Source organism: Dyella sp., assembly GCF_035508675.1.
Lineage (GTDB): Bacteria > Pseudomonadota > Gammaproteobacteria > Xanthomonadales > Rhodanobacteraceae > Dyella_B.
In genome coordinates this window covers 1-19,998 of sequence record NZ_DATJMN010000192.1, presented here as the reverse complement: position 1 = coordinate 19,998, position 19,998 = coordinate 1, and the positions used below count along the sequence as shown (strand labels likewise).

The window sequence follows — 19,998 nt, the reverse complement described above, 5'->3', positions numbered from 1 at the left end:
TGATGCCTACGGGCTTGTATCAACCAGTACAAGTTCTGCATCTTCCAGGGCTTTCACTTCCAGCGCAGTCTCGTCGCGAATAGCAACGCCATCGCGTGCATCGACGCGGATGCCGTTCACCTCGACCGCACCTTTGGCCGGCACAAGGTAGGCGTAGCGGTGTTGGTCCAACGTGTAGCGCGCCGTTTCACCCGCTTTCAGCGTGGCACCGAGTACACGCGCGTTGGTGCGCAGGGGCAGCGCGTCTGCATCGTCTTCCATGCCGCTGGCCAAGGCCACGAACCGTCCGGAGCGCTCGCCGGCAGGGAACGGCTTGGTGCCCCACGATGGCGCGCGGCCGTGTTCGTCCGGAATGATCCAGATCTGGAAGATGCGCGTGGTGTCCGCTTCCAGGTTGTATTCGCTGTGCGTGATGCCGCTGCCCGCGCTCATCACCTGCACGTCGCCGGCAACGGTGCGCCCCTCGTTACCCAGGTTGTCACGGTGGGTGATCGCGCCCTCGCGCACATAGGTGATGATTTCCATGTCCGCATGCGGATGCGGCGGAAAACCGGTTTGCGCAGCGATGCTGTCGTCGTTCCACACGCGCAGCGCGCCCCAGCCCATGCGCTTGCCATCGTGGTAGCTGGCGAACGAAAAGTGATGCTTGGCCTTGAGCCAGCCGTGATCGGCACCGCCAAGGCTGTTGAAAGGACGACGTTCGATCATGGAACACCTCGCTGGTTTTCGAATGCCGCGAAACATAAGGCCGGTCGTCGCGCAGGGGAATGATCGTGAGGGAAACAGTGTGTCGCCTTGCACGCAAGTTCTAGCGGTGCCGATGCCCGCTCATTTCATGCCCCACATCGGGCGCGAAGGCGCGGTGCCAGCGGGTTGAGCTGAGCGAGATCAAGGTGACGGCCAGGAATGCCACGGAGAAGTCCAGGCGGCTCGGTTCGCTGTTGTGGCTGGCGGCCATGGCCAACTTGAGGATCAGCGCACCGCAGCACACGCCCACCGACAGCATCAGCTGCTGCAGGGTGGAATAGAAGCTGTTGGCCGCACTCATGCGATCGGTCGGCACCGCTTCGTAGGCGATGGTGTTGTAGGCCGTGAACTGCACCGACATGATCACGCCACAGCACACCAGCAAGCCGAACATCAGCCAGAACGGCCAGTCGGCCCGAAACAGCGCGCAGACGGCGTAGCTCATGCCGGCCAGCACACCGTTGTAGACCATCACGCGGCGAAAGCCGATCCAGCGCAGCAGGCGGGTGGTGAGGGCGCGGGCGAGCAGCGCGCCGACGGAAATCGCCAGGATCAATTGGCCGCTGCGCAGGGCAGAGAAACCCAGCCCGATCTGCAGCAACAACGGCAGCAGGAAGGGTTGCGCGCCCTGGGTGATGCGCATGAGTGCCCCGGAAATCACCGACAGCCGGAACGAATCGATGCGCAGCAGGGTGAGATCCACCGCCGGATGCTCGCGGCGCCTGGCGTGCCGAACATAAGCCAGGCAGGCGGCTGTGCCGATGGCTACCAGCACCACGCCATTGCGCGCACGGGTGTTCTCGCCAAACAGCTCCAGGCCAAACAGCAGACACCCCAAACCGACGCTGCAAAGCGCAAAACCCAGCCAGTCGAACGGGGCCGGGCGGGTCGCGCAGTGCACCTCCGGCACGTAGCGCCGCACCAGTCCGTAGCCCAGCACGCCGATCGGCACATTGATGTAGAAGATCCAGCGCCAGTCGAAGTACTGGACAATGAAGCCCCCAAGCGGCGGCCCGGCCATGGTGCCGAGCACGGCGGGAATCAGCGTCCACATCATCGACGACACCAGGTGCTTGCGCTCCACCGTGCGCAGGATCACCAGCCGTCCCACCGGCGCCATCATCGCGCCGCCCATGCCTTGCACCAGCCGCGCGGCCACCATCATGGGCAGGCTGCGGGTGAGCGAACACAGGATCGAGCCGACAATGAACACCAGCATGGCGCTGTTGAACACGCGCTTGGCACCGAAGCGGTCGGCGATGGCGCCGCTCACCGGAATCAGGATCGCCAGCGCAAGCAGATAACTGGTAATCGCCACGCTCATGGCCGGCGCGGAAACGCCGAAGTCGCGCGCCATGGTGGGCAGGGCGGTGGCGAGCACCGTGCCGTCGACCTGTTCCAGAAAGATCGCGCAGCCGACGATCAGGGAAATGACGCGGTAATCGGGATAGGCCGGCTGATCGGTGGCCGGCAAGTCCAGCTTTTCCTCAGTCAACGCGCTCACGAACGGTTCCTGCAGCGAGCGCAGCGGCCCTACGCCTGGTGGCGAGGAGGTCGGAAGCGCTCAGGACGTGGGCGCATCAGGGTGTGCGCCGCAACGTGTCGCATTATTCGCTGGGTGGCAGGTAAGGACAAGCGTTTGAAGTCTCGCTTCCCCGTCGCCGATCAACGACGGGGAAGCGATGGCCGAGCGGATCAGACTGCCTCGAACACGCCCGCTGCGCCCATGCCGGTGCCGATGCACATGGTCACCATGCCGTACTTCTGCTTGCGCCGGCGCAGGCCGTGCACCAGCGTGGCCGTACGCACCGCGCCGGTGGCGCCGAGCGGATGGCCCAGCGCGATCGCGCCACCGAGCGGATTCACCTTCGCCGGGTCCAGGCCCAGGTCGCCGATCACCGCCAGCGCCTGCGCGGCGAAAGCTTCGTTCAGTTCGATCCAGTCGAGCTGGTCCTGGCGGATGCCGGTCTGCTTGAGTGCCTTGGGAATGGCTTCCTTCGGACCGATGCCCATGATCTCCGGGCGCACGCCGGCCACTGAGTAGCCGACGAAGCGGGCGAGCGGGGTGAGGCCGTACTCCTTGATCGCCTGCTCGCTGGCCAACAGCACCGCGGCGGCGCCGTCGGAGGTCTGCGAGGAGTTGCCGGCCGTGACCGAGCCGCCGAACTGGCCGTTGCGGAACACCGTCTTCAGCTTGCCGAGCACGTCCGGCGTGCTGCCGGCGCGCGGGCCTTCGTCGGTGTCGATCACGCGGCTGTCAGTCTTGATGCCGCGGGTGACGAGATCGGGGTAGTGATCGTCGAGCTGGAACGGCGTGATCTCGTCCTTGAACTCGCCGGCCTTGATCGCCGCCAGCGCGCGGTCGTGGCTTTGCGCGGCGAACGCGTCCTGCGCTTCGCGCGAAACCTTCCACTGCTTGGCGACGTTCTCGGCGGTGATGCCCATGCCGTAGGCGATGCCGATGTGCTCGTTGTCGAAGATGGCCGGATTCATCGCCACCTTGTGGCCCATCATCGGCACCATGCTCATGCTTTCGGTGCCGGCGGCGATCATCACATCGGCTTCGCCCAGGCGGATGCGATCGGCGGCCATCGCCACGGCTTGCAGGCCGGACGAGCAGAAGCGGTTGACGGTGACGCCCGGCACGGCATCGGGCAGGCCGGCCAGCAGCAGGCCGATGCGCGCCACGTTCATGCCTTGCTCGGCTTCGGGCATGGCGCAGCCGACAATCACATCGCCGATGCGATGCGGATCGATGCCCGGCGCCTGCGCCATCACGGCGCGGATCACGTGGGCGAGCAGGTCGTCAGGACGGGTGTTACGGAATATGCCGCGCGGCGCCTTGCCGACCGGGGTGCGGGTGGCGGCGACGATGTAGGCGTCTTGGATTTGCTTGGTCATGGTTTCTACTCCATAGCGTCGCGCAATGTGCAGCGACGCGCCTTGGTTTTTTGCCGTGATCCCGGCGAAAGCCGGGACCCAGTGTCTTGTTGCGCGTGCGAAGTCGCTGGGTCCCGGCCTGCACCGGGGCGACGAGCGTTTAGTTGCGCAGTGGTTTACCCGTGGTCATCGTGTGCGCAATGCGCGCCTGCGTCTTTTCCGTCTGCGCCAGTTCCACGAAATGCTTGCGCTCCAGATCGAGCAGCCAGGCCTCGTCGACCAGCGAGCCGCGTTCGATCGCGCCGCCGCACAATGTGTCGGCGATGCGCGTGGCGATTGCTACATCGTGTTCGGAAGCGAAGTAACCGGCCTGCAAGTTGGCGAGCGAAGCCTTGAACGTAGCGGTGCCGACGTCGCCGGCCACCGGAATGTTGCGGGCGTACAGCGGTGGGCGCCAACCGCTTTCGGCGAGCGAGTTGGCCACCTGTTTGGCCACGTAGAGCAGCTCGTACGCATTGAACACAACGACGTCGCTTTCGCGCAGCAGGCCGAGCTGCTTGGCTTCCAGCGCGCTGCCGGACACCTTCGCCATCGCCACCGTTTCGAACACTTTCTTCAGCGCTTCGAACGGATCGCTGGGGTTGCTCTGCGCAGCACGAATGGCCAGCTCATGCAGGCCGCCGCCGGCCGGCAACAAACCCACGCCAGCTTCGACCAGACCGATGTAGCTTTCCAGCGCCGCCACCGTGCGCGCGGAATGCATCTGGAATTCGCAGCCGCCGCCCAGGCACAGGCCGCGCACGGCCGAAACCACCGGCACCAGCGCATGCTTGATGCGCATGCTGGTGCGCTGGAAGTTGGCGACCATGGCGTCGAATTCCTTGAATTTGCCGGCCTGCAGCAGGCCCAGCGCGCCCTTCAGATCGGCGCCGGCGGAGAACGGTTCGCTGGTCTGCCAGATCACCACCGCCTTGAGCTTTTCCTCGGCCACGCCGATGGCGTACTGAATACCATCGAGCACCTGGTCGTTGACCGTGTTCATCTTGGTCTTGAACGAGATGATGCCGACGCCGTCGTCGCCTTGCGTCCAGAGGCGGATGCCGTCGTTCTCCCACACGGTGGTGCCCTGGTCGAAGCGTTCGCCAAGGATCGCGTCAGGGAACAGTTGGCGCTTGTAGACCGGATGCTGCGAACGCGGCTTGTCGGCGTTGGCGGACGCGGAGTACGAACCGTTCTTGCCGTGCACGCCGCTGCGGCCGTCCGTCACCCACGTGGGCAGCGGCGCCTTGCTCATCGCCTTGCCGGCGTCGATGTCTTCCTGGATCCACTGCGCCACCTGCTGCCAGCCGGCAGCCTGCCAGGTCTCGAACGGACCGAGCTTCCAGCCGTAACCCCAACGGATGGCGAAGTCGACGTCGCGTGCGGTATCGGCGATGTCGGCCAGGTGATAAGCGGTGTAGTGGAACAGGTCGCGGAAGGTCGCCCACAGGAACTGCGCCTGCGGATCGCTGGATGCGCGCAGCTTGCCGAACTTCTCGGCCGGGTCCTTGATGGCGAGGATGGCGGATACTTCGTCCGAGGCTTTCTGCTCGGAGGCGCGGTAGTCGCGCTTGGCCACGTCCAGCACCACGATGTCCTTGCCGGCCTTCTTATAGAAGCCGGCGCCGGTCTTCTGGCCCAGGGCGCCTTGCTCGATCAGGCCGCTCAGCCACATCGGCGGCTTGAAGTATGCGTGCCACGGATCATCGGCCAGCGTGTCGGCCATGGTCTTGATCACGTGCGCCATGGTGTCCAGGCCCACCACGTCGGCAGTGCGATAGGTGGCGCTCTTGGGGCGGCCGATGGCGGGGCCGGTCAACGCGTCCACGGTATCGAAGCCGAGCTTGAACTGCTCGGTGTGATGCATGGTGGCGAGCATCGAGAACACGCCGATGCGGTTGCCGATGAAGTTCGGCGTGTCCTTCGCATAGACCACGCCCTTGCCGACGGTGGTGGTGAGGAAGGCTTCCAGGCCGGCGAGCACGCTGGCGTCGGTGAGGCGGGTGGGGATCAGTTCCACCAGGTGCATGTAGCGTGGCGGGTTGAAGAAGTGCACGCCGGTGAAGCGATGGCGCATCTCTTCCGGCAGCGCGTCGGCCAGGCCGTTGATGGATAGGCCCGAGGTATTACTGGCCAGCACCGCGGTGGGCGATATGTGCGGCGCGATCTTCTTGTACAGATCCAGCTTCCAGTCCATCCGCTCGGCGATCGCTTCGATCACCAGGTCCACGTCCTTCAGCTGGTCGAGGTCTTCCTCGTAGTTGGCCGGGATGATGGCCGCGGCGCGGCTGCCGTCCGCCAGCGGGGCGGGGGAAAGCTTCTTGAGGTTCTCGATGGCCTTCAGCGCGATGCCGCTCTTGGGACCTTCCTTGGCAGGCAGGTCGAACAGCACGGTTTCGACGTCGGCGTTGGTCAGGTGCGCGGCGATCTGTGCCCCCATGACACCGGCGCCGAGCACCGCGGCCTTGCGGATGCGTAGCGCGGACTTCGTTAAAGATGGAGCGGTCATTGGCTTCTCCGTAATACGAGTGCGTAACAGGTAGGAAAGAAGGTGCGGGCGGCGCATGGCCTCCCGATGACAAAATTCAGGGCGCGCGCAGACCCGCGACGGCGAAGCGGATCAGGTGCTCGGCCGTCTGTTCGCGATGGATGACTTCGCTGACGTCGTTCTTGCGCTGGATGATGCCGAAGCCCGACATGGCATGCGTCAGGGCGCCGGTGACCAGGTCGATGCGCCAGTACAGTTCTTCCTTGCTGAGGTTGGGCAGCAGGCGGGCGAACTCGGCGGTGAACTGGCGCATCACGTGGCCATAGTTCTCTGACAGGAACTTGCGCAGGTCGTCGTCGTGCTCGGCAAAGGCTCGCGCCAGCACGCGCATGAACAGGCCGCCGCCGCCGTCGTGGGAAAGGTCCAGGGCAGGGCGGATGAAGGCGGCCAGGACGTCCTCCAGCGTCGTCTCCGGCAGCCCGGATATCTGCTTCAGGGCGGCCAGGCGGCGCGCATTGAGCTGGTCCAGGCGGCGCTTGAAGACCTGCTCGACCAGGTGGTCCTTGGAGCCGAAGTGGTAGTTCACTGCGGCCAGGTTGACGCCCGCGGCGGCGGTGAGCTGGCGCAGCGAGGCGCCTTCGAATCCGCGCTGGGCAAACAGCGCTTCGGCCGCGGTCAGGATGCGTTCCTTGGTGGAGGCGGAACTGTTCACGGGCACAGGCCTGTCGAGTGGTTCAAACGATCGTTTGAGGATACGCGCGCGCCCCCGAAACAGTCAAACAGTCGTTTGCCTAGCGCTCGGCGCGGGGTTGCTTATGGGCTAGAATCTGTCAAACTTTCGTGAGCTAAATCCGCATTCCTGTACGTATTTAGTTCTATCTTTCCTTCTGACGCTGTGTTGTCAGGCCGCCCTTCAATCAGTCCGCATAACCGGAGCAGACGCATGGCGCTGGAGCGCACCCTTTCCATCATCAAACCCGATGCCGTTGCCAAGAATGTGATCGGTGAAATCTATGCACGCTTCGAGAAGGCGGCCCTGAAAGTCGTTGCAGCAAAGATGAAGCATCTTTCGCGCAAAGAGGCGGAAGGTTTCTATGCGGTGCATCGCGAGCGTCCGTTCTTCAGTGCGCTGGTGGAATTCATGATCTCCGGCCCGGTGATGATCCAGGTGCTGCAGGGCGAGAACGCCGTGCTCAAGCATCGCGACCTGATGGGCGCGACCAATCCGAAGGAAGCGGCCAAGGGCACCATCCGCGCCGACTTCGCCGAATCGATCGACGCCAACGCCGTGCACGGTTCGGATAGCGCCGAAAACGCCGCTACCGAAATTGCTTATTTCTTTGCGGCAACCGAAGTGTTTCCGCGCTAAAAAATGTGACGCAAGTGAGCCAGGTGGAAAAAGTCAATCTGCTCGATTTCGATCGCCAGGGCCTGCGCGAATTCTTCGCGCAGCTCGGCGAAAAGCCGTATCGCGCCGAGCAGGTGATGAAGTGGATCTATCACCGCCTGGAAGACAGCTTCGAAAACATGACCGACGTGGGCAAGGCGCTGCGCGCCAAGCTGGAAGCCACGTGCTACGTCGGGCCGCCCAAGACGCTGTTCGATAAAGGCGCGGCCGACGGCACGCACAAATGGCTGCTGGGCATGGATGGCGGCAACGCCGTCGAAGCGGTTTACATTCCCGAACCCACCCGCGGCACGCTGTGCGTGTCGTCGCAGGTGGGTTGCGGCTTGAATTGCCAGTTCTGCTCCACCGCTACGCAGGGCTTCAACCGCAACCTCGCCACCTCCGAAATCATCGGCCAGATGTGGGTGGCGGCGAAGCACCTGGGCAACGTCACACACCAGAACCGCCGCATCACCAACGTGGTGATGATGGGCATGGGCGAGCCGTTGCTCAACTTTGACAACGTCGTGAAGGCGATGAGCCTGATGCGCGACGACCTCGGTTTTGGCCTGGCATCCAAGCGCGTCACGCTATCGACCGCCGGCCTGGTGCCGATGATCGATAAGTTGTCCGAAAGCATCGACGTGTCCTTGGCCGTGTCGCTGCATGCCGCGAACGATGAGCTGCGCACCGAACTGGTGCCGCTCAACAAGCGTTTTCCGATCGCCGAACTGACGGCCGCATGCCAGCGCTGGATCGATCGCAAGCCGCGCACGTCGATCACCTTCGAATACACGCTGATGAAAGGCGTGAACGACCAGCCCGAGCATGCGCGCCAGCTGATCAAGTTCATGCGCAAGCTGCCGACCTGCAAGGTCAATCTGATTCCGTTCAATCCGTTCCCGGGCACCCGCTTCGAGCGTTCCGAGCCGGACGTCATTCGCGCGTTCCAGACACAGTTGCTCAACGCGAACATTCTCACCATGCTGCGCCGTACGCGTGGCGACGACATTGACGCCGCCTGCGGCCAGCTGAAAGGGCAGGTGCTGGATCGCACGCGTCGCCAGGCCGAATTCCGCAAGCGTTTGGACGAAGGGGCAGCTCATGCGGCGTGATCGCATCTTGCTTGGTATCTGCCTGGCAGCATTGCTGGCGGGCTGCCACCGCTCGATGACACAGCCGACGCCACCTCCCGAGCCTTCGCTGCCCAAGCAGACCCACGCAGAGAAAGCGCGTAGCGCGGCGGACGTGCATACGCGTCTCGCGCAGCACTACATCGATATCGGCAATCTTCAGGGCGCGCTGGAAAAGGTCAAGATCGCGGTGCAGGACGACCCGACCTTCGTGCCGGCGCAGACGGTGATGGCGTACATCTACGAACGCATCAACGACGTGCCGAATGCAGAGGCCCATTACCGCCGGGCGCAGGAGCTGCAACCCGACAAGGGCGATACCAACAACAACCTGGGCCAGTTCTTGTGCCGTATCGGCAAGGGACAAGCCGCCATGCCGTATTTCACCAAGGCGCTGGCCGATCCGTTCTACAAGACGCCGGACGTGGCCTTGGCCAACCAGGGCATCTGCCAGTTGCAGATGGGCGATCAAGCCGGCGCCGAGGTCAACCTGCGCAAGGCGATCCAGCTCAATCCGAAAAACGCCAATGCGCTGCTGCAGCTCGCCCACGTGCTTTATCTCAGGCGGGAATACCTCGACGCCAGTGCATTCCTGCAGCGCCTCGACGCCATGGGGCAATTCAATGCCGACTCCCTGAAGCTCGGCTACGACATCGAATCTCACTTGGGCGACAGGGATGCCGCCCAGAACTACAGCAAACGGCTGCTCAGCCAGTTCCCGGATTCGGAACAGGCTCAGGCCCTCAATTCATCCGTGCACCCATGATTTCCGAGCAGTCCAATCCGGCAACGCATGAGGAGACCTCCTCCGAAACGTCCGCCACGGCCGCAGCGAACATGGAACAAAACGCTGCCGAATTCCGCTTCAACGAAGTGCCCGGTTTTGGCTCACGCCTGCGCGCAGTGCGCGAAGCGCGTGGCCTGGATCTGGAAAGTTGCGGTCACGCCCTGCATTTGCCAGTACGCGTGCTGCGCCAGCTGGAGAGCAACGACTTCAGCGGCATCGACTACCAGGTATATCTGGGCGGCTATCTGCGCACCTACGGGCGCTATCTTGAGATCGACGACAGCGAGATCGATGCAGCCGTCGCCAAGCTCAAGCCGGCCCAGCCGAAACTGGTATCTACCGGTGGCGTGTCGCATTCCCGCTACTTGCTGGATCAATACGCCAAGGCTGCTACCTATGTCGTGCTGACGCTGGTGATCGCCGTGCCCACGGTATGGCTGGGTATGCGCGGCACACTGTCGCGCGACATGAGCCATTTGTCGCCGCTGGATGCTACGCCGGTCGCACAGCAGGATGCACCGCCGCCGGCCGCGCCGGCGCCGCCCAGTAGCGCTGCGAAGGCAGCTGATACCACCGCCCTGGCACAGGCCGCACCACCTGCTGCTGCCCCGGCCATGGCCGCTTCGGCGCGTGGTCCGGCGGCTGCCCAGCAGCCGTTGCTGGCTTCCATGGTGCCCATGCCGAATCTGGACAACGAGTCGACCATCACGGCTCCGGCCGTTGCCAGTACGCCAGCCGCACCTATCGGCAGCGGGGCGCACAGCCTCACGCTCAACCTGCCCAATGCAAGCTGGGTCGAAGTGGTGGGCAAGGATGGCGCGCGGCTGGAGTACGGCTTGCTGCCGGCTGGCACCACCAAGACTTACCGCAGCGACCAGCCACTGGAAGTGCGCATCGGCAATGCCAACGGCGCGCAGGTGACGATCGATGGACAGCCGATGGCGCTTGACGCTTACCGGCGCGCCAACATCGCGCATTTCCGCGTCGATATGCAGGACGGCAAGGCTGCGCCAGCCGGTGCCTGAGCGGCGGATTCGGTAGCCTTCACCCCCCTTCGATCGGTTATGCTTGCGCATTGCCTGCCCGTCCGGGCGGGCAGTGACGCTGCTGGTGAATACCGGCGGCGACAGGACGCCTCCCCACGCCTTCCGGCGTTACCCGCAATATGGTGATTGCATGGCATTCAATGCTTACGACGACTACGAGCAGAGCGAACGCGTACAAAAATGGCTGCGGCAGAATGGCCTGTCGATCGTTGTAGGTGTCGTCATCGGCTTGATCGCCATCTTCGGTTACCAGCAGTGGCGTAACCACCGAGTGGCTCACCAGATGCAGGCATCCGGCCTCTACCAGCAGCTGCAGACGACGCTCGACACGGACAACACCAACGCGACCGACATGATCATTCAGCAATTGATGAAGGATTACGCGGATACGCCGTATGCGTTGTTTGCGGTGAGCGACCGCGCGCGCCGCCAGGTGGAAGACAAACAACTCGACAAGGCGCTCGACTCGCTCGCCTGGGCTGAACAGCACGCTCCCAGTCCGGCATTGAAGGCGCTGGTGGAACTGCGCATCGCGCATGTGCAGCTGGCCAAGGGTAATGCCCAGGAAGCGCTGAACGCGCTGGATCGCATGCCGTCCGACAGCTACGCCATCGAAAGCCAGGAACTACGCGGCGATGCGTTGGTCAAGCTGGGACGGCGCGACGATGCCCTCAAGGCGTATCAGGCCGCGATCGGCGCGATGGGGCCGAACGTATCGCAGGACAACGAAGTGCAAATGAAAATCGACGATCTGGCCACGGCCGGGAAGCAGGGTGCATGAAACGTTTTTGGCTGATCGTAGTGACCGGCTCGCTGGTAGCGCTTGCGGGTTGTCATTCCTTCAAGAAAGAAAATATCCAGCCGCCGACGCCGCTGGCCAAGGATTTCAAGCCGACCGTCCAGGTCACGCAGGTCTGGAAAGAACGTGTGGGCGACGGCCCCGGCGTGAGCGGCGTGCGCATGCAGCCCACAGTCGTGGATGGCGTGCTCTATGCCGCCAGCACCGATGGCGTGATCGCGGCGCTTGACGCCAATACCGGCAAGACCCTTTGGAAAGACAAGAGCCGCACCCGCGGCTGGTTCGGCTGGGGAGACAAGAAACGTAAAGACGCATTTTATGCAGGCGGTCCGGCGGTAGAGGGCGATCTGCTTGCCATCGGCACGCTCGACGGCCACGTGTACGGTCTCAACCCCAAGGATGGCAGCCAGCGCTGGGTGGCGACGCTACCTTCGGAAGTGATCGATTCGCCGACGATCAACAACGGACTGGTCATCGTTCGCACGCAGGATGGCCGCCTATATGGCCTCGACAGCACCACCGGCGAGCGTCGCTGGGTGAACGATCAAGGCAATGTGCCGCTGCTCAGCCTGCGCGGCAATGGCTCGCTGCTGGTTACCAATGGCGTGGTGTTCTTCGGCAGCGACGACGGCAAGCTGCTGGCGCTGCGCGAGGACAACGGCGACAAGCTGTGGGAACAGAAACTGGCCACGGGTGAAGGCCGCACCGATATCGAACGCATGAACGATGCCGACGGCAGCGTTCTGCTCGATGGCAGCACGCTGTACGCCGCGGCGTACCACGGCAGCCTCACCGCTGTGGATGGTCCCAGCGGCCGTCCGCTGTGGGCGCGGCCGTTCTCCACCTATACCTCCATGGCGCTCAGCGGCAACAGCCTGTTCGGCGTGAATGCCGACTCGCAAGTATGGGCGTTCGACAAGAGCAGCGGCGCCGACATGTGGAAGAACGACCAGCTCAAGTATCGCTGGCTTACCGGGCCGGCGGTGCAGGGCGACTATATCGTCGTCGGCGACATTGAAGGCTATGTGCATTGGCTGCAGTCCGGTGATGGTGCGCTGGCCGCGCGCGAGCGTCTTTCCAAGAAGGCCATTCGCGCGCAGCCCGTGGTGGCGAACGGCTTGGTATACATCGAGGACGTGAAAGGCCACATCGCCGCCTACCGCGTCGGTGCGAAGTAATTACTGGAACGATGTTCCGTGCTGCCCGTCATCGCCCTGGTCGGTCGTCCCAACGTCGGTAAATCGACCCTGTTCAACGCGCTGACGCGCAGTCGCGACGCCCTGGTGGCTGACATGCCGGGCGTCACACGCGATCGCCATTACGGTGTGTGCCGCACCGGTCCGCGTCCTTTCGTCGTCGTCGACACCGGCGGCCTGTCCGGTGTCGAAGATGGCATCGACGCACTCACTGCACAGCAGGTGCGCCTCGCCATCGACGAGGCGCAGGTGCTGGTGTTCGTGGTCGACGCGCGCGATGGACTCCTGCCGCAGGATCGCAGCATCCTCGATGAGTTGCGCCGTAGCGGCAAACCCATCATTGCTGCCGTCAACAAGACGGATGGCCTCGACGTGCAGCATGCGTTGGCCGAGTTTGCCGTGTTCGGTATCGCCCAGACGCTGCCGTTGTCGGCCGCGCACAATCGCGGCACGGAAGAACTTATCGCCGCCGTGTTGCCGCTGCTGCCGGAGGACCCGCACGAAGAACTTGCGCCGGAAGACGAAGGCAGCATTCGCGTTGCTATCGTGGGGCGTCCCAACGCTGGCAAATCCACCTTGATCAATCGCCTGCTTGGCGAAAACCGGCTGATTGTTTCCGACGTTGCCGGTACCACGCGCGATCCGATCCGCGTACCGCTGGAGCGCGACGGCAAGCGCTACACCTTGATCGATACCGCAGGCGTGCGCCGCAAGTCGAAAGTCGACGAAGGTGTGGAGAAATTCAGCGTCATCAAGACGCTGCAATCGATGGCCGCCGCGCAAGTCGTGGTGGTGATGATCGATGCCCGCGAGAATCTTGCCGATCAGGATCTCACCCTGATCGGCCATGTGATCGACGAGGGCAGGGCGCTGGTCATTGCCGTCAACAAGTGGGACGACATGGAAACCTACGCGCGTGAGCAATGCCAGCGCGCGCTCGAACGCCGGCTTGGCTTCGTCGATTGGGCCAAGCAGGTGTTTATCTCCGCGCTGCATGGCTCGGGTTTGCGGGAGCTGATGCGCGCGATCGTGCGTGCGCACGCGTCCGCCAATCGCGAACTCACCTCATCGGATCTCACCCGTACGCTCGAGCGCGCCTATCAGGGCTACCAGCCGCCGCTGGTGCGCGGGCATGCGCCCAAGCTGCGTTTTGCCCATCCGGGCGGCAGCAATCCGCCGACCATCGTGATCCACGGCAGCCGTACCAAGCATATTGCGCCGGCCTATCGCCGTTACCTGGAAAACTTCTTCCGCCAGCGCTACAAGCTGGAAGGCACGCCGGTTCGCATTGGCTTCCGCGATGGCGAGAATCCTTTTGCAGGCAAGAAGAACGTGCTAACGGAAGGGCAGCAGCGCAAACGGCAGCGGATGATCCGCGAGATGAAGCGGCGTAAGTAGCAGTAAGGCTCCCGGAGAGACGCTTGCGCGTAGCGCTAAACTACGCCCATGAACAGCCCTCTCGACCGCGAAGCCTGGCTCACTGCGCTACGCCAGCGCGTCCCTGAACTTTCTCCCGCCGAAGCCTTGGGCAAACAGGCCCAAGGCGCCCTGCTGATCGACGTGCGCGAAGACCACGAGCGCGCCACCGGCTTGCCGGTCGGCGCCTTGGGCTTGTCGCGCGGTTTTCTCGAATTGCGCATCGAAAGCCAGGAACCCAATCGCGAGCGGGAAATACTCACCCTGTGCGGCAGCGGCGTTCGTTCTCTGTTTGCGGCCGAAGCGCTGCAGCGGATGGGCTATCGGCATGTCGCGTCCGTGGCGGGCGGCTTCGAACGCTGGAAAAGCGAAGGCCTGCCGGTGAGTACCGCGCAGCTCGACACCGATTCCGCCGAACGCTATGCACGCCAATTGCGTCTGCCGCAGATCGGCGAAGCCGGGCAACATAAACTCGGCCAGGCCAGCATCGTGTTGCTGGGGGCTGGCGGCCTGGGTGCACCCGCCGCGCTTTATCTCGCCGCGGCAGGGGTCGGGCGGCTCACGCTGATCGACGACGACCGCGTGGAACGCTCCAACCTGCATCGCCAGGTTATCCACGCCGATGCGCGGGTGGGCATGCCCAAGACCGAATCGGCGCGCATGACGTTGAATGCGCTCAATCCACGCGTAAAGGTCGAACTGCGTAACGAGCGCCTGCGTGCCGATAACGTCGAGCAACTGCTGCGCGGCCATGATCTGGTGGTGGACGGCGCCGACAATTTCCCCGCGCGCTATTTGCTGGCGGCCGCAAGCCGGCGCTTGAAGATGCCCATGGTGTACGGTGCCGTCGAGCGCTTTACCGGCCAGGTGGGCGTCTTCGACCCGCGCCGCGACGATTCGCCCTGCTACCGCTGCCTGTTCCCCGAGCCGCCCGATGCCGCCGATGCGCCCAATTGCGCCGAGGCCGGCGTGCTGGGCGTGCTGCCAGGCATCGTGGGGTTGCTGCAGGCGACCGAGGCATTGAAGCTGATCCTTGGTATCGGTGAGCCGCTGGTCGGGCGGTTGCTGTCTTTCGATGCCTTGGGCATGCGTTTTCGCGAAACACGGTTGCCACGCGACCCGGCTTGTCCGGGGTGTGGCGCAGCGGCCGAGTTTCACGGGTATGAGGATATCGAGCGGCTCTGCGCGGCAGGGTGAAACGGGCTTTGATGCGAGAGGGGCCGGGTCATTGCTATCTCTCCTACCGAGAGGTGGCGTGGGATAATGCGCGCTTCGCCAGCCAGGACCCCCCATGAGCGCACGCATACTCGACGGCAAACGCATCGCACAGGAGCTGCTGGAGCGCATCGCCAAGCGCGTCAGCGAACGCAAGGCACAAGGCAAAGTGACGCCCGGTCTGGCGGTGGTGCTGGTTGGGAACGACGCGGCGTCTTCCGTCTACGTGCGCAACAAGCGCAAGGCCTGCCATCAGGTGGATTTCCGTTCCTTCGATTACGACCTGCCGGCCAGCGCCACGCAAGATGAGCTATTCGCGCTGATCGACCGGCTCAATGCCGACCCCGACGTGCACGGCATCCTGGTGCAGTCGCCGCTGCCGGATCATATTGACGAAGACGCGCTGGTCGATCGCATCGATCCCAACAAGGATGTCGATGGCTTCCAGGCCATCAACGTCGGTCGACTCGCCCTGCGCCGTTTCGGTTTGCGCCCGTGTACGCCACGTGGCGTGATGACCTTGCTTGGCCATACCGACTGCCCGGTGCGCGGGCAGCATGCGGTGGTCGTGGGCGTCTCCAATCACGTCGGCCGGCCGTTGGCGCTGGAACTATTGATCGCCGGTTGCACGACGACCTGCTGTCATCGCTTCACTCGCGACCTGGAAACCTATGTACGTCAGGCCGATATCCTGATTGTCGCAGTGGGCAAGCCTGGGTTGGTGAAGGGCGATTGGATCAAGCCGGGCGCGGTTGTCGTGGATGTGGGCATCAGCCGCCTGGACGATGGCCGTCTGGTCGGCGATGTGGATTTCGACGTGGCCGCGGAGCGCGCGAGCTGGATCACCCCGGTGCCGGGCGGAGTAGGGCCGATGACCGTCGCCACGCTGATGGAAAACACGCTGGAAGCCGCCGAAGCGCGCGATTCCAAATAGCGGCATCTCTGTAGGCTGGGATGAAGAAATCCCAGCCTACGCGGTTCCGCCAAGCGTCGGTCAAGAACCTAAAGCAAATCTCGCGCCGCGCCCGCCTCCCGCGTATAATCCTCTCTTTGCAGCGGGACTTTTCCATGCGCATCCTTGCCGAGGCCCTTACCTACGACGACGTCTACCTCGTCCCGGCTCATTCCCAAGTCTTGCCGCGCGACGTGGACACCTCCACCCGGCTCACGCGGAACCTTCGACTGAACATCCCCATCGTGTCCGCCGCCATGGACACGGTCACCGAAGCTCGCCTCGCCATCACCATGGCGCAGAACGGCGGCATCGGCATCATCCACAAGAACATGACCGCCGAGCAGCAGGCCGCCGAAGTGCGCCTGGTCAAGAAGTTCGAAGCCGGCGTCATTCGCAGCCCGATCACGGTGACGCCGCACACGTCGATTCGCGACGTGCTCAAGCTTACCCGTGCACACAACATCTCCGGCGTGCCAGTGGTGGAAGGCGAGCAACTGGTCGGCATCGTCACCAGCCGCGACCTGCGCTTCGAGCGCAAGCACGACGACCCTGTGCGCAACATCATGACCCGTCAGGACAAGCTGGTCACCGTCAAGGAAGGCGCCAGCCAGGACGACGTGCTGCAGCTGTTGCACAAGAACCGCATCGAAAAAGTGCTGGTGGTAAACGACGCGTTCCAGCTGCGCGGCCTGATCACCGTCAAGGACATCCAGAAAGCCCGCGACAACCCCAACGCCGCCAAGGACGCGCATGAGCGCCTCCTGGTCGGCGCGGCAGTGGGAGTAGGCGGCGATACCGAACAGCGCGTGGAAGCGCTGGTCGAAGCCGGCGTCGACGTGATCGTGGTGGATACCGCGCACGGCCATTCGCAAGGCGTGATCGAGCGCGCCGCCTGGGTGAAGAAGCGCTACCCGCAGGTGCAATTGATCGCCGGCAACATCGTCACCGGCGATGCCGCGCTTGCCTTGCGCGATGCCGGCGCCGATGCGGTCAAGGTCGGCGTGGGCCCGGGTTCCATCTGCACCACGCGCGTCGTGGCAGGCGTAGGTGTGCCGCAGATCACCGCCATCGACATGGTCGCCACCGCGCTGAAAGACAGCATTCCGCTGATCGCCGACGGCGGCATCCGCTACTCCGGCGATATCCCCAAGGCGCTCGCTGCCGGCGCGTCCACCGTGATGCTCGGCTCCATGTTCGCCGGCACCGAAGAGTCACCGGGCGAAGTGGAACTGTTCCAGGGCCGTTCCTACAAAAGCTATCGCGGCATGGGTTCGCTCGGTGCGATGGCGCTGGGCTCCAAGGATCGCTACTTCCAGGAAGAAGCCGACGCCGACAAGCTGGTGCCCGAAGGCATCGAAGGCCGCGTGCCGTACCGCGGTCCGCTTCGCAACATCATTCACCAGCTGATCGGGGGCCTGCGCGCGTCGATGGGCTATCTCGGTGCGGCGACGATCGATGACGTACGCAACAAGGCACAGTTCGTGAAAGTCACCTCGGCCGGTGTTACCGAAGCGCATCCGCACGATATCCAGATCACGAAGGAAGCGCCGAATTATCGGCTCAATTCGTAATTGAGGCGGGGAACAGGCAACACGCAGGGCGCAGCAGATTCAAGCATCGCGCCCTGAGCCCCGTTCATGGTGGCCCGTTGCAGCGCGCCTGATGCTGACGTTCCCTGTTTCCCATTCCCCATTCCCCGCTTTCAAGCCATGACCAACATCCACAGCGACAAAATCCTCATCCTCGATTTCGGCGCGCAGTACACGCAATTGATCGCGCGGCGCATCCGCGAGATTGGCGTCTACTGCGAGATCTGGGCGTGGGACCACAACCCGGCGGAGATCGCCGCGTTTGGCGCCAAGGGCATCATCCTTTCCGGTGGTCCCGAGTCGACCACGGTGCACGGCGCACCCAAGGCGCCGCAGGAAGTATTCGATTCCGGCTTGCCGATTCTCGGCATCTGCTACGGCATGCAGACCTTGGCCGCGCAATTGGGCGGAGCCACGGAAGCCGCCGATGCGCGCGAATTTGGTCATGCGCGCGTGGATGTCGTTGCATCGGACAAATTGCTCGATGGGCTCACCGATCACGCTTCGTTCCAGGCGCTGGACGTGTGGATGAGCCACGGTGACCACGTCGCCAAGGCGCCGCCAGGGTTCACCGTCACCGCCACCACCGACCGCATTCCGGTCGCCGCCATGTCGAACGAAGCCAAGCGCTGGTACGGCGTGCAATTCCATCCGGAAGTCACGCACACCAAGCAGGGCACTGCGCTGCTCAAGCGCTTCGTCACCGACATCTGCGGTTGCCAGACGCTGTGGACCGCCGCGCACATCATCGACGACCAGATCGCCCGCGTACGCGAACAGGTCGGCAAGGATCACGTGCTGCTCGGTCTTTCCGGCGGCGTGGATTCCTCCGTCGTCGCCGCACTGCTGCATCGCGCGATCGGCGACCAGCTCACCTGCGTGTTCGTCGACACCGGCCTGCTGCGCTGGCAGGAAGGCGACCAGGTGATGGCGACCATGGCCGAGCACATGGGTGTGAAAGTCATCCGCGTCAACGCCGCCGAGCGCTACTTCAAGGCGCTGGAAGGCGTGGCCGATCCGGAAGCCAAGCGCAAGATCATCGGCCGCCTGTTCGTCGACATCTTCGACGAGGAATCGGCCAAGGTCACCGCCGCCGGCAATGGCCAGGTGAAGTGGCTCGCGCAAGGCACGATCTATCCCGACGTGATCGAGTCCGCCGGCAGCAAAACCGGCAAGGCCCATGTCATCAAGAGCCACCACAACGTCGGCGGCTTGCCCGAGCACATGAAGCTCAAACTGGTCGAGCCGCTGCGCGAACTGTTCAAGGACGAGGTGCGTCGCATCGGTGTCGAACTCGGCCTGCCGCGCGAGATGGTCTATCGCCATCCGTTCCCCGGCCCCGGCCTGGGCGTGCGCATCCTGGGCGAAGTCAAACCCGAATACGCCGAACTGCTGGCCCGCGCCGACGCCATCTTCATCGAAGAACTGCGCAAGGCCGACCTCTACGACAGCGTCAGCCAGGCCTTCGCCGTATTCCTCCCGGTGAAGTCGGTCGGCGTAGTGGGCGACGCCCGCGCCTACGAATGGGTGATCGCCCTGCGCGCGGTGGAGACCATCGATTTCATGACTGCGCACTGGGCCGAACTGCCGTACGACTTCCTCGGCAAGGTGTCCAACCGCATCATCAATGAAATCCGCGGCGTGTCACGCGTGGTGTATGACATCAGCAGCAAGCCGCCGGCTACCATCGAGTGGGAGTGAATTGACGTCCTTCGGGGACTACCGCCAGCTATCGAGAAACTGACGTAACGTGTTGATTTAGGAATAAATACGTCGCAGTAGCTATCGATGGCTATCGCCGGCCAGCAGAAAAAGTTGGCGGTAGAGCTGACGGTAAAAATCGAGGCCGGATCAAGACACTCTCGTTCACTATTCAGACTTTTATCGTCTTTGACGGTAAAAGCCTTCTCGGGAAAGCTTGTTTTATGCGGCTTTCCGGGCATCAGCAGGTCTCCAGGTCCTTGACGGTAAAGCCTGACGGTAAAGCCGTCAAAAGCCGGAGGAATCCTCGATGCTCACTGACGCTGCACTACGAAATCTGAAGCCTAAGTCCAAGATTTATAAGGCTTCTGACCGGGACGGAATGTACGTGACGGTATCGCCCAGCGGTACTGTCACCTTCCGCTACGACTACCGCCTCAACGGACGCCGCGAGACGCTGACCCTCGGGCGCTATGGCCCCGGCGGTATCTCACTGGCGATGGCGCGCGAACTGCTGCTGGACGCGCGCAAAGCCGTGCTCAAGGGCACCTCGCCTGCGCTCGAAAAGCAGCGCGAAAAACGCCGAGTGGTCGCCATTAAGACCTTTGGCACGGCGATGG

Annotated in this window: 17 protein-coding genes; 12 read left to right on the top strand and 5 right to left on the bottom strand. The window is 63.6% G+C overall.

Annotation, left to right across the window (positions count from 1 at the left end; genetic code table 11):
- Positions 1 to 6: 6 nt before the first annotated feature.
- From VMA74_RS10445 to VMA74_RS10425, 5 genes are all read right to left on the bottom strand, one after another.
- On the bottom strand, positions 7 to 708 hold the full coding sequence (locus tag VMA74_RS10445; protein ID WP_325366697.1) for a pirin family protein: 702 nt from the start codon (positions 706 to 708) through the stop codon (positions 7 to 9).
- Between the two features lie 100 nt (positions 709 to 808).
- The gene (locus VMA74_RS10440) at positions 809 to 2,251 is read right to left on the bottom strand and encodes a DHA2 family efflux MFS transporter permease subunit (protein WP_414649598.1); all 1,443 of its coding nucleotides are present in this window, start codon (positions 2,249 to 2,251) and stop codon (positions 809 to 811) included.
- A gap of 191 nt (positions 2,252 to 2,442) precedes the next feature.
- Complete coding sequence (locus VMA74_RS10435; protein WP_325366696.1) at positions 2,443 to 3,648, bottom strand: acetyl-CoA C-acyltransferase; 1,206 nt, start codon at positions 3,646 to 3,648, stop codon at positions 2,443 to 2,445.
- Positions 3,649 to 3,787: 139 nt separating this feature from the next.
- Positions 3,788 to 6,175 (bottom strand): 3-hydroxyacyl-CoA dehydrogenase/enoyl-CoA hydratase family protein, encoded by a 2,388-nt coding sequence (locus VMA74_RS10430; RefSeq protein WP_325366695.1) that lies wholly within the window; start codon positions 6,173 to 6,175, stop codon positions 3,788 to 3,790.
- A 76-nt stretch (positions 6,176 to 6,251) separates the two neighbouring features.
- Entirely contained in the window at positions 6,252 to 6,866 is a 615-nt protein-coding gene (locus VMA74_RS10425) for a TetR/AcrR family transcriptional regulator (RefSeq protein WP_325366694.1), read from the bottom strand.
- A 231-nt stretch (positions 6,867 to 7,097) separates the two neighbouring features.
- Between VMA74_RS10425 and ndk the strand changes: the two genes are divergently transcribed.
- The 12 genes from ndk to VMA74_RS10365 form a co-directional block, all read left to right on the top strand.
- A complete protein-coding gene (ndk, locus tag VMA74_RS10420; protein WP_325366693.1) occupies positions 7,098 to 7,523 on the top strand; it encodes a nucleoside-diphosphate kinase in 426 nt (141 codons plus the stop codon).
- Between the two features lie 14 nt (positions 7,524 to 7,537).
- Positions 7,538 to 8,656: a 23S rRNA (adenine(2503)-C(2))-methyltransferase RlmN gene (rlmN, locus tag VMA74_RS10415; RefSeq protein WP_325366703.1), complete on the top strand. Its 1,119-nt coding sequence runs from the start codon at positions 7,538 to 7,540 to the stop codon at positions 8,654 to 8,656.
- Positions 8,646 to 9,440 carry a type IV pilus biogenesis/stability protein PilW gene (gene pilW / locus VMA74_RS10410; RefSeq protein WP_325366692.1) on the top strand — a complete coding sequence of 265 codons (795 nt, stop codon included), beginning with the start codon at positions 8,646 to 8,648 and terminating at the stop codon, positions 9,438 to 9,440. The genes rlmN and pilW overlap by 11 nt, the downstream gene beginning before the upstream one ends.
- 71 nt (positions 9,441 to 9,511) lie before the next feature.
- The gene (locus VMA74_RS10405) at positions 9,512 to 10,486 is read left to right on the top strand and encodes a helix-turn-helix domain-containing protein (protein WP_325366691.1); all 975 of its coding nucleotides are present in this window, start codon (positions 9,512 to 9,514) and stop codon (positions 10,484 to 10,486) included.
- Positions 10,487 to 10,637: 151 nt separating this feature from the next.
- The gene (locus tag VMA74_RS10400; protein ID WP_325366690.1) at positions 10,638 to 11,288 is read left to right on the top strand and encodes a tetratricopeptide repeat protein; all 651 of its coding nucleotides are present in this window, start codon (positions 10,638 to 10,640) and stop codon (positions 11,286 to 11,288) included.
- Positions 11,285 to 12,484, top strand: coding sequence for an outer membrane protein assembly factor BamB (gene bamB / locus VMA74_RS10395; RefSeq protein WP_325366689.1), 1,200 nt, complete (start codon positions 11,285 to 11,287; stop codon positions 12,482 to 12,484). Before VMA74_RS10400 ends, bamB begins: the two co-directional genes overlap by 4 nt.
- Before the next feature lie 18 nt (positions 12,485 to 12,502).
- Complete coding sequence (gene der / locus VMA74_RS10390) at positions 12,503 to 13,900, top strand: ribosome biogenesis GTPase Der (protein ID WP_325366688.1); 1,398 nt, start codon at positions 12,503 to 12,505, stop codon at positions 13,898 to 13,900.
- Between the two features lie 48 nt (positions 13,901 to 13,948).
- Complete coding sequence (moeB, locus tag VMA74_RS10385; protein WP_325366687.1) at positions 13,949 to 15,115, top strand: molybdopterin-synthase adenylyltransferase MoeB; 1,167 nt, start codon at positions 13,949 to 13,951, stop codon at positions 15,113 to 15,115.
- Between the two features lie 94 nt (positions 15,116 to 15,209).
- A complete protein-coding gene (folD, locus tag VMA74_RS10380; RefSeq protein ID WP_325366686.1) occupies positions 15,210 to 16,067 on the top strand; it encodes a bifunctional methylenetetrahydrofolate dehydrogenase/methenyltetrahydrofolate cyclohydrolase FolD in 858 nt (285 codons plus the stop codon).
- Positions 16,068 to 16,201: 134 nt separating this feature from the next.
- Positions 16,202 to 17,659 carry an IMP dehydrogenase gene (guaB, locus tag VMA74_RS10375; RefSeq protein ID WP_325366685.1) on the top strand — a complete coding sequence of 486 codons (1,458 nt, stop codon included), beginning with the start codon at positions 16,202 to 16,204 and terminating at the stop codon, positions 17,657 to 17,659.
- A gap of 138 nt (positions 17,660 to 17,797) precedes the next feature.
- Entirely contained in the window at positions 17,798 to 19,378 is a 1,581-nt protein-coding gene (gene guaA, locus VMA74_RS10370) for a glutamine-hydrolyzing GMP synthase (RefSeq protein WP_325366684.1), read from the top strand.
- Positions 19,379 to 19,688: 310 nt separating this feature from the next.
- On the top strand, positions 19,689 to 19,998 hold a 310-nt coding region (locus tag VMA74_RS10365), incomplete at its 3' end, for an Arm DNA-binding domain-containing protein (protein WP_325366683.1).

Bases quoted from the DNA above. Each gene is read 5' to 3' on its own strand.
- VMA74_RS10405 (WP_325366691.1), top strand. From the start codon at position 9,512: ATGGAACAAAACGCTGCCGAATTCCGCTTCAACGAAGTGCCCGGTTTT.
- VMA74_RS10430 (WP_325366695.1), bottom strand. From the start codon at position 6,175: ATGACCGCTCCATCTTTAACGAAGTCCGCGCTACGCATCCGCAAGGCC.
- bamB (WP_325366689.1), top strand. From the start codon at position 11,285: ATGAAACGTTTTTGGCTGATCGTAGTGACCGGCTCGCTGGTAGCGCTT.
- pilW (WP_325366692.1), top strand. From the start codon at position 8,646: ATGCGGCGTGATCGCATCTTGCTTGGTATCTGCCTGGCAGCATTGCTG.
- folD (WP_325366686.1), top strand. From the start codon at position 15,210: ATGAGCGCACGCATACTCGACGGCAAACGCATCGCACAGGAGCTGCTG.
- guaB (WP_325366685.1), top strand. From the start codon at position 16,202: ATGCGCATCCTTGCCGAGGCCCTTACCTACGACGACGTCTACCTCGTC.
- VMA74_RS10400 (WP_325366690.1), top strand. From the start codon at position 10,638: ATGGCATTCAATGCTTACGACGACTACGAGCAGAGCGAACGCGTACAA.
- VMA74_RS10435 (WP_325366696.1), bottom strand. From the start codon at position 3,648: ATGACCAAGCAAATCCAAGACGCCTACATCGTCGCCGCCACCCGCACC.
- VMA74_RS10445 (WP_325366697.1), bottom strand. From the start codon at position 708: ATGATCGAACGTCGTCCTTTCAACAGCCTTGGCGGTGCCGATCACGGC.
- guaA (WP_325366684.1), top strand. From the start codon at position 17,798: ATGACCAACATCCACAGCGACAAAATCCTCATCCTCGATTTCGGCGCG.
- moeB (WP_325366687.1), top strand. From the start codon at position 13,949: ATGAACAGCCCTCTCGACCGCGAAGCCTGGCTCACTGCGCTACGCCAG.
- ndk (WP_325366693.1), top strand. From the start codon at position 7,098: ATGGCGCTGGAGCGCACCCTTTCCATCATCAAACCCGATGCCGTTGCC.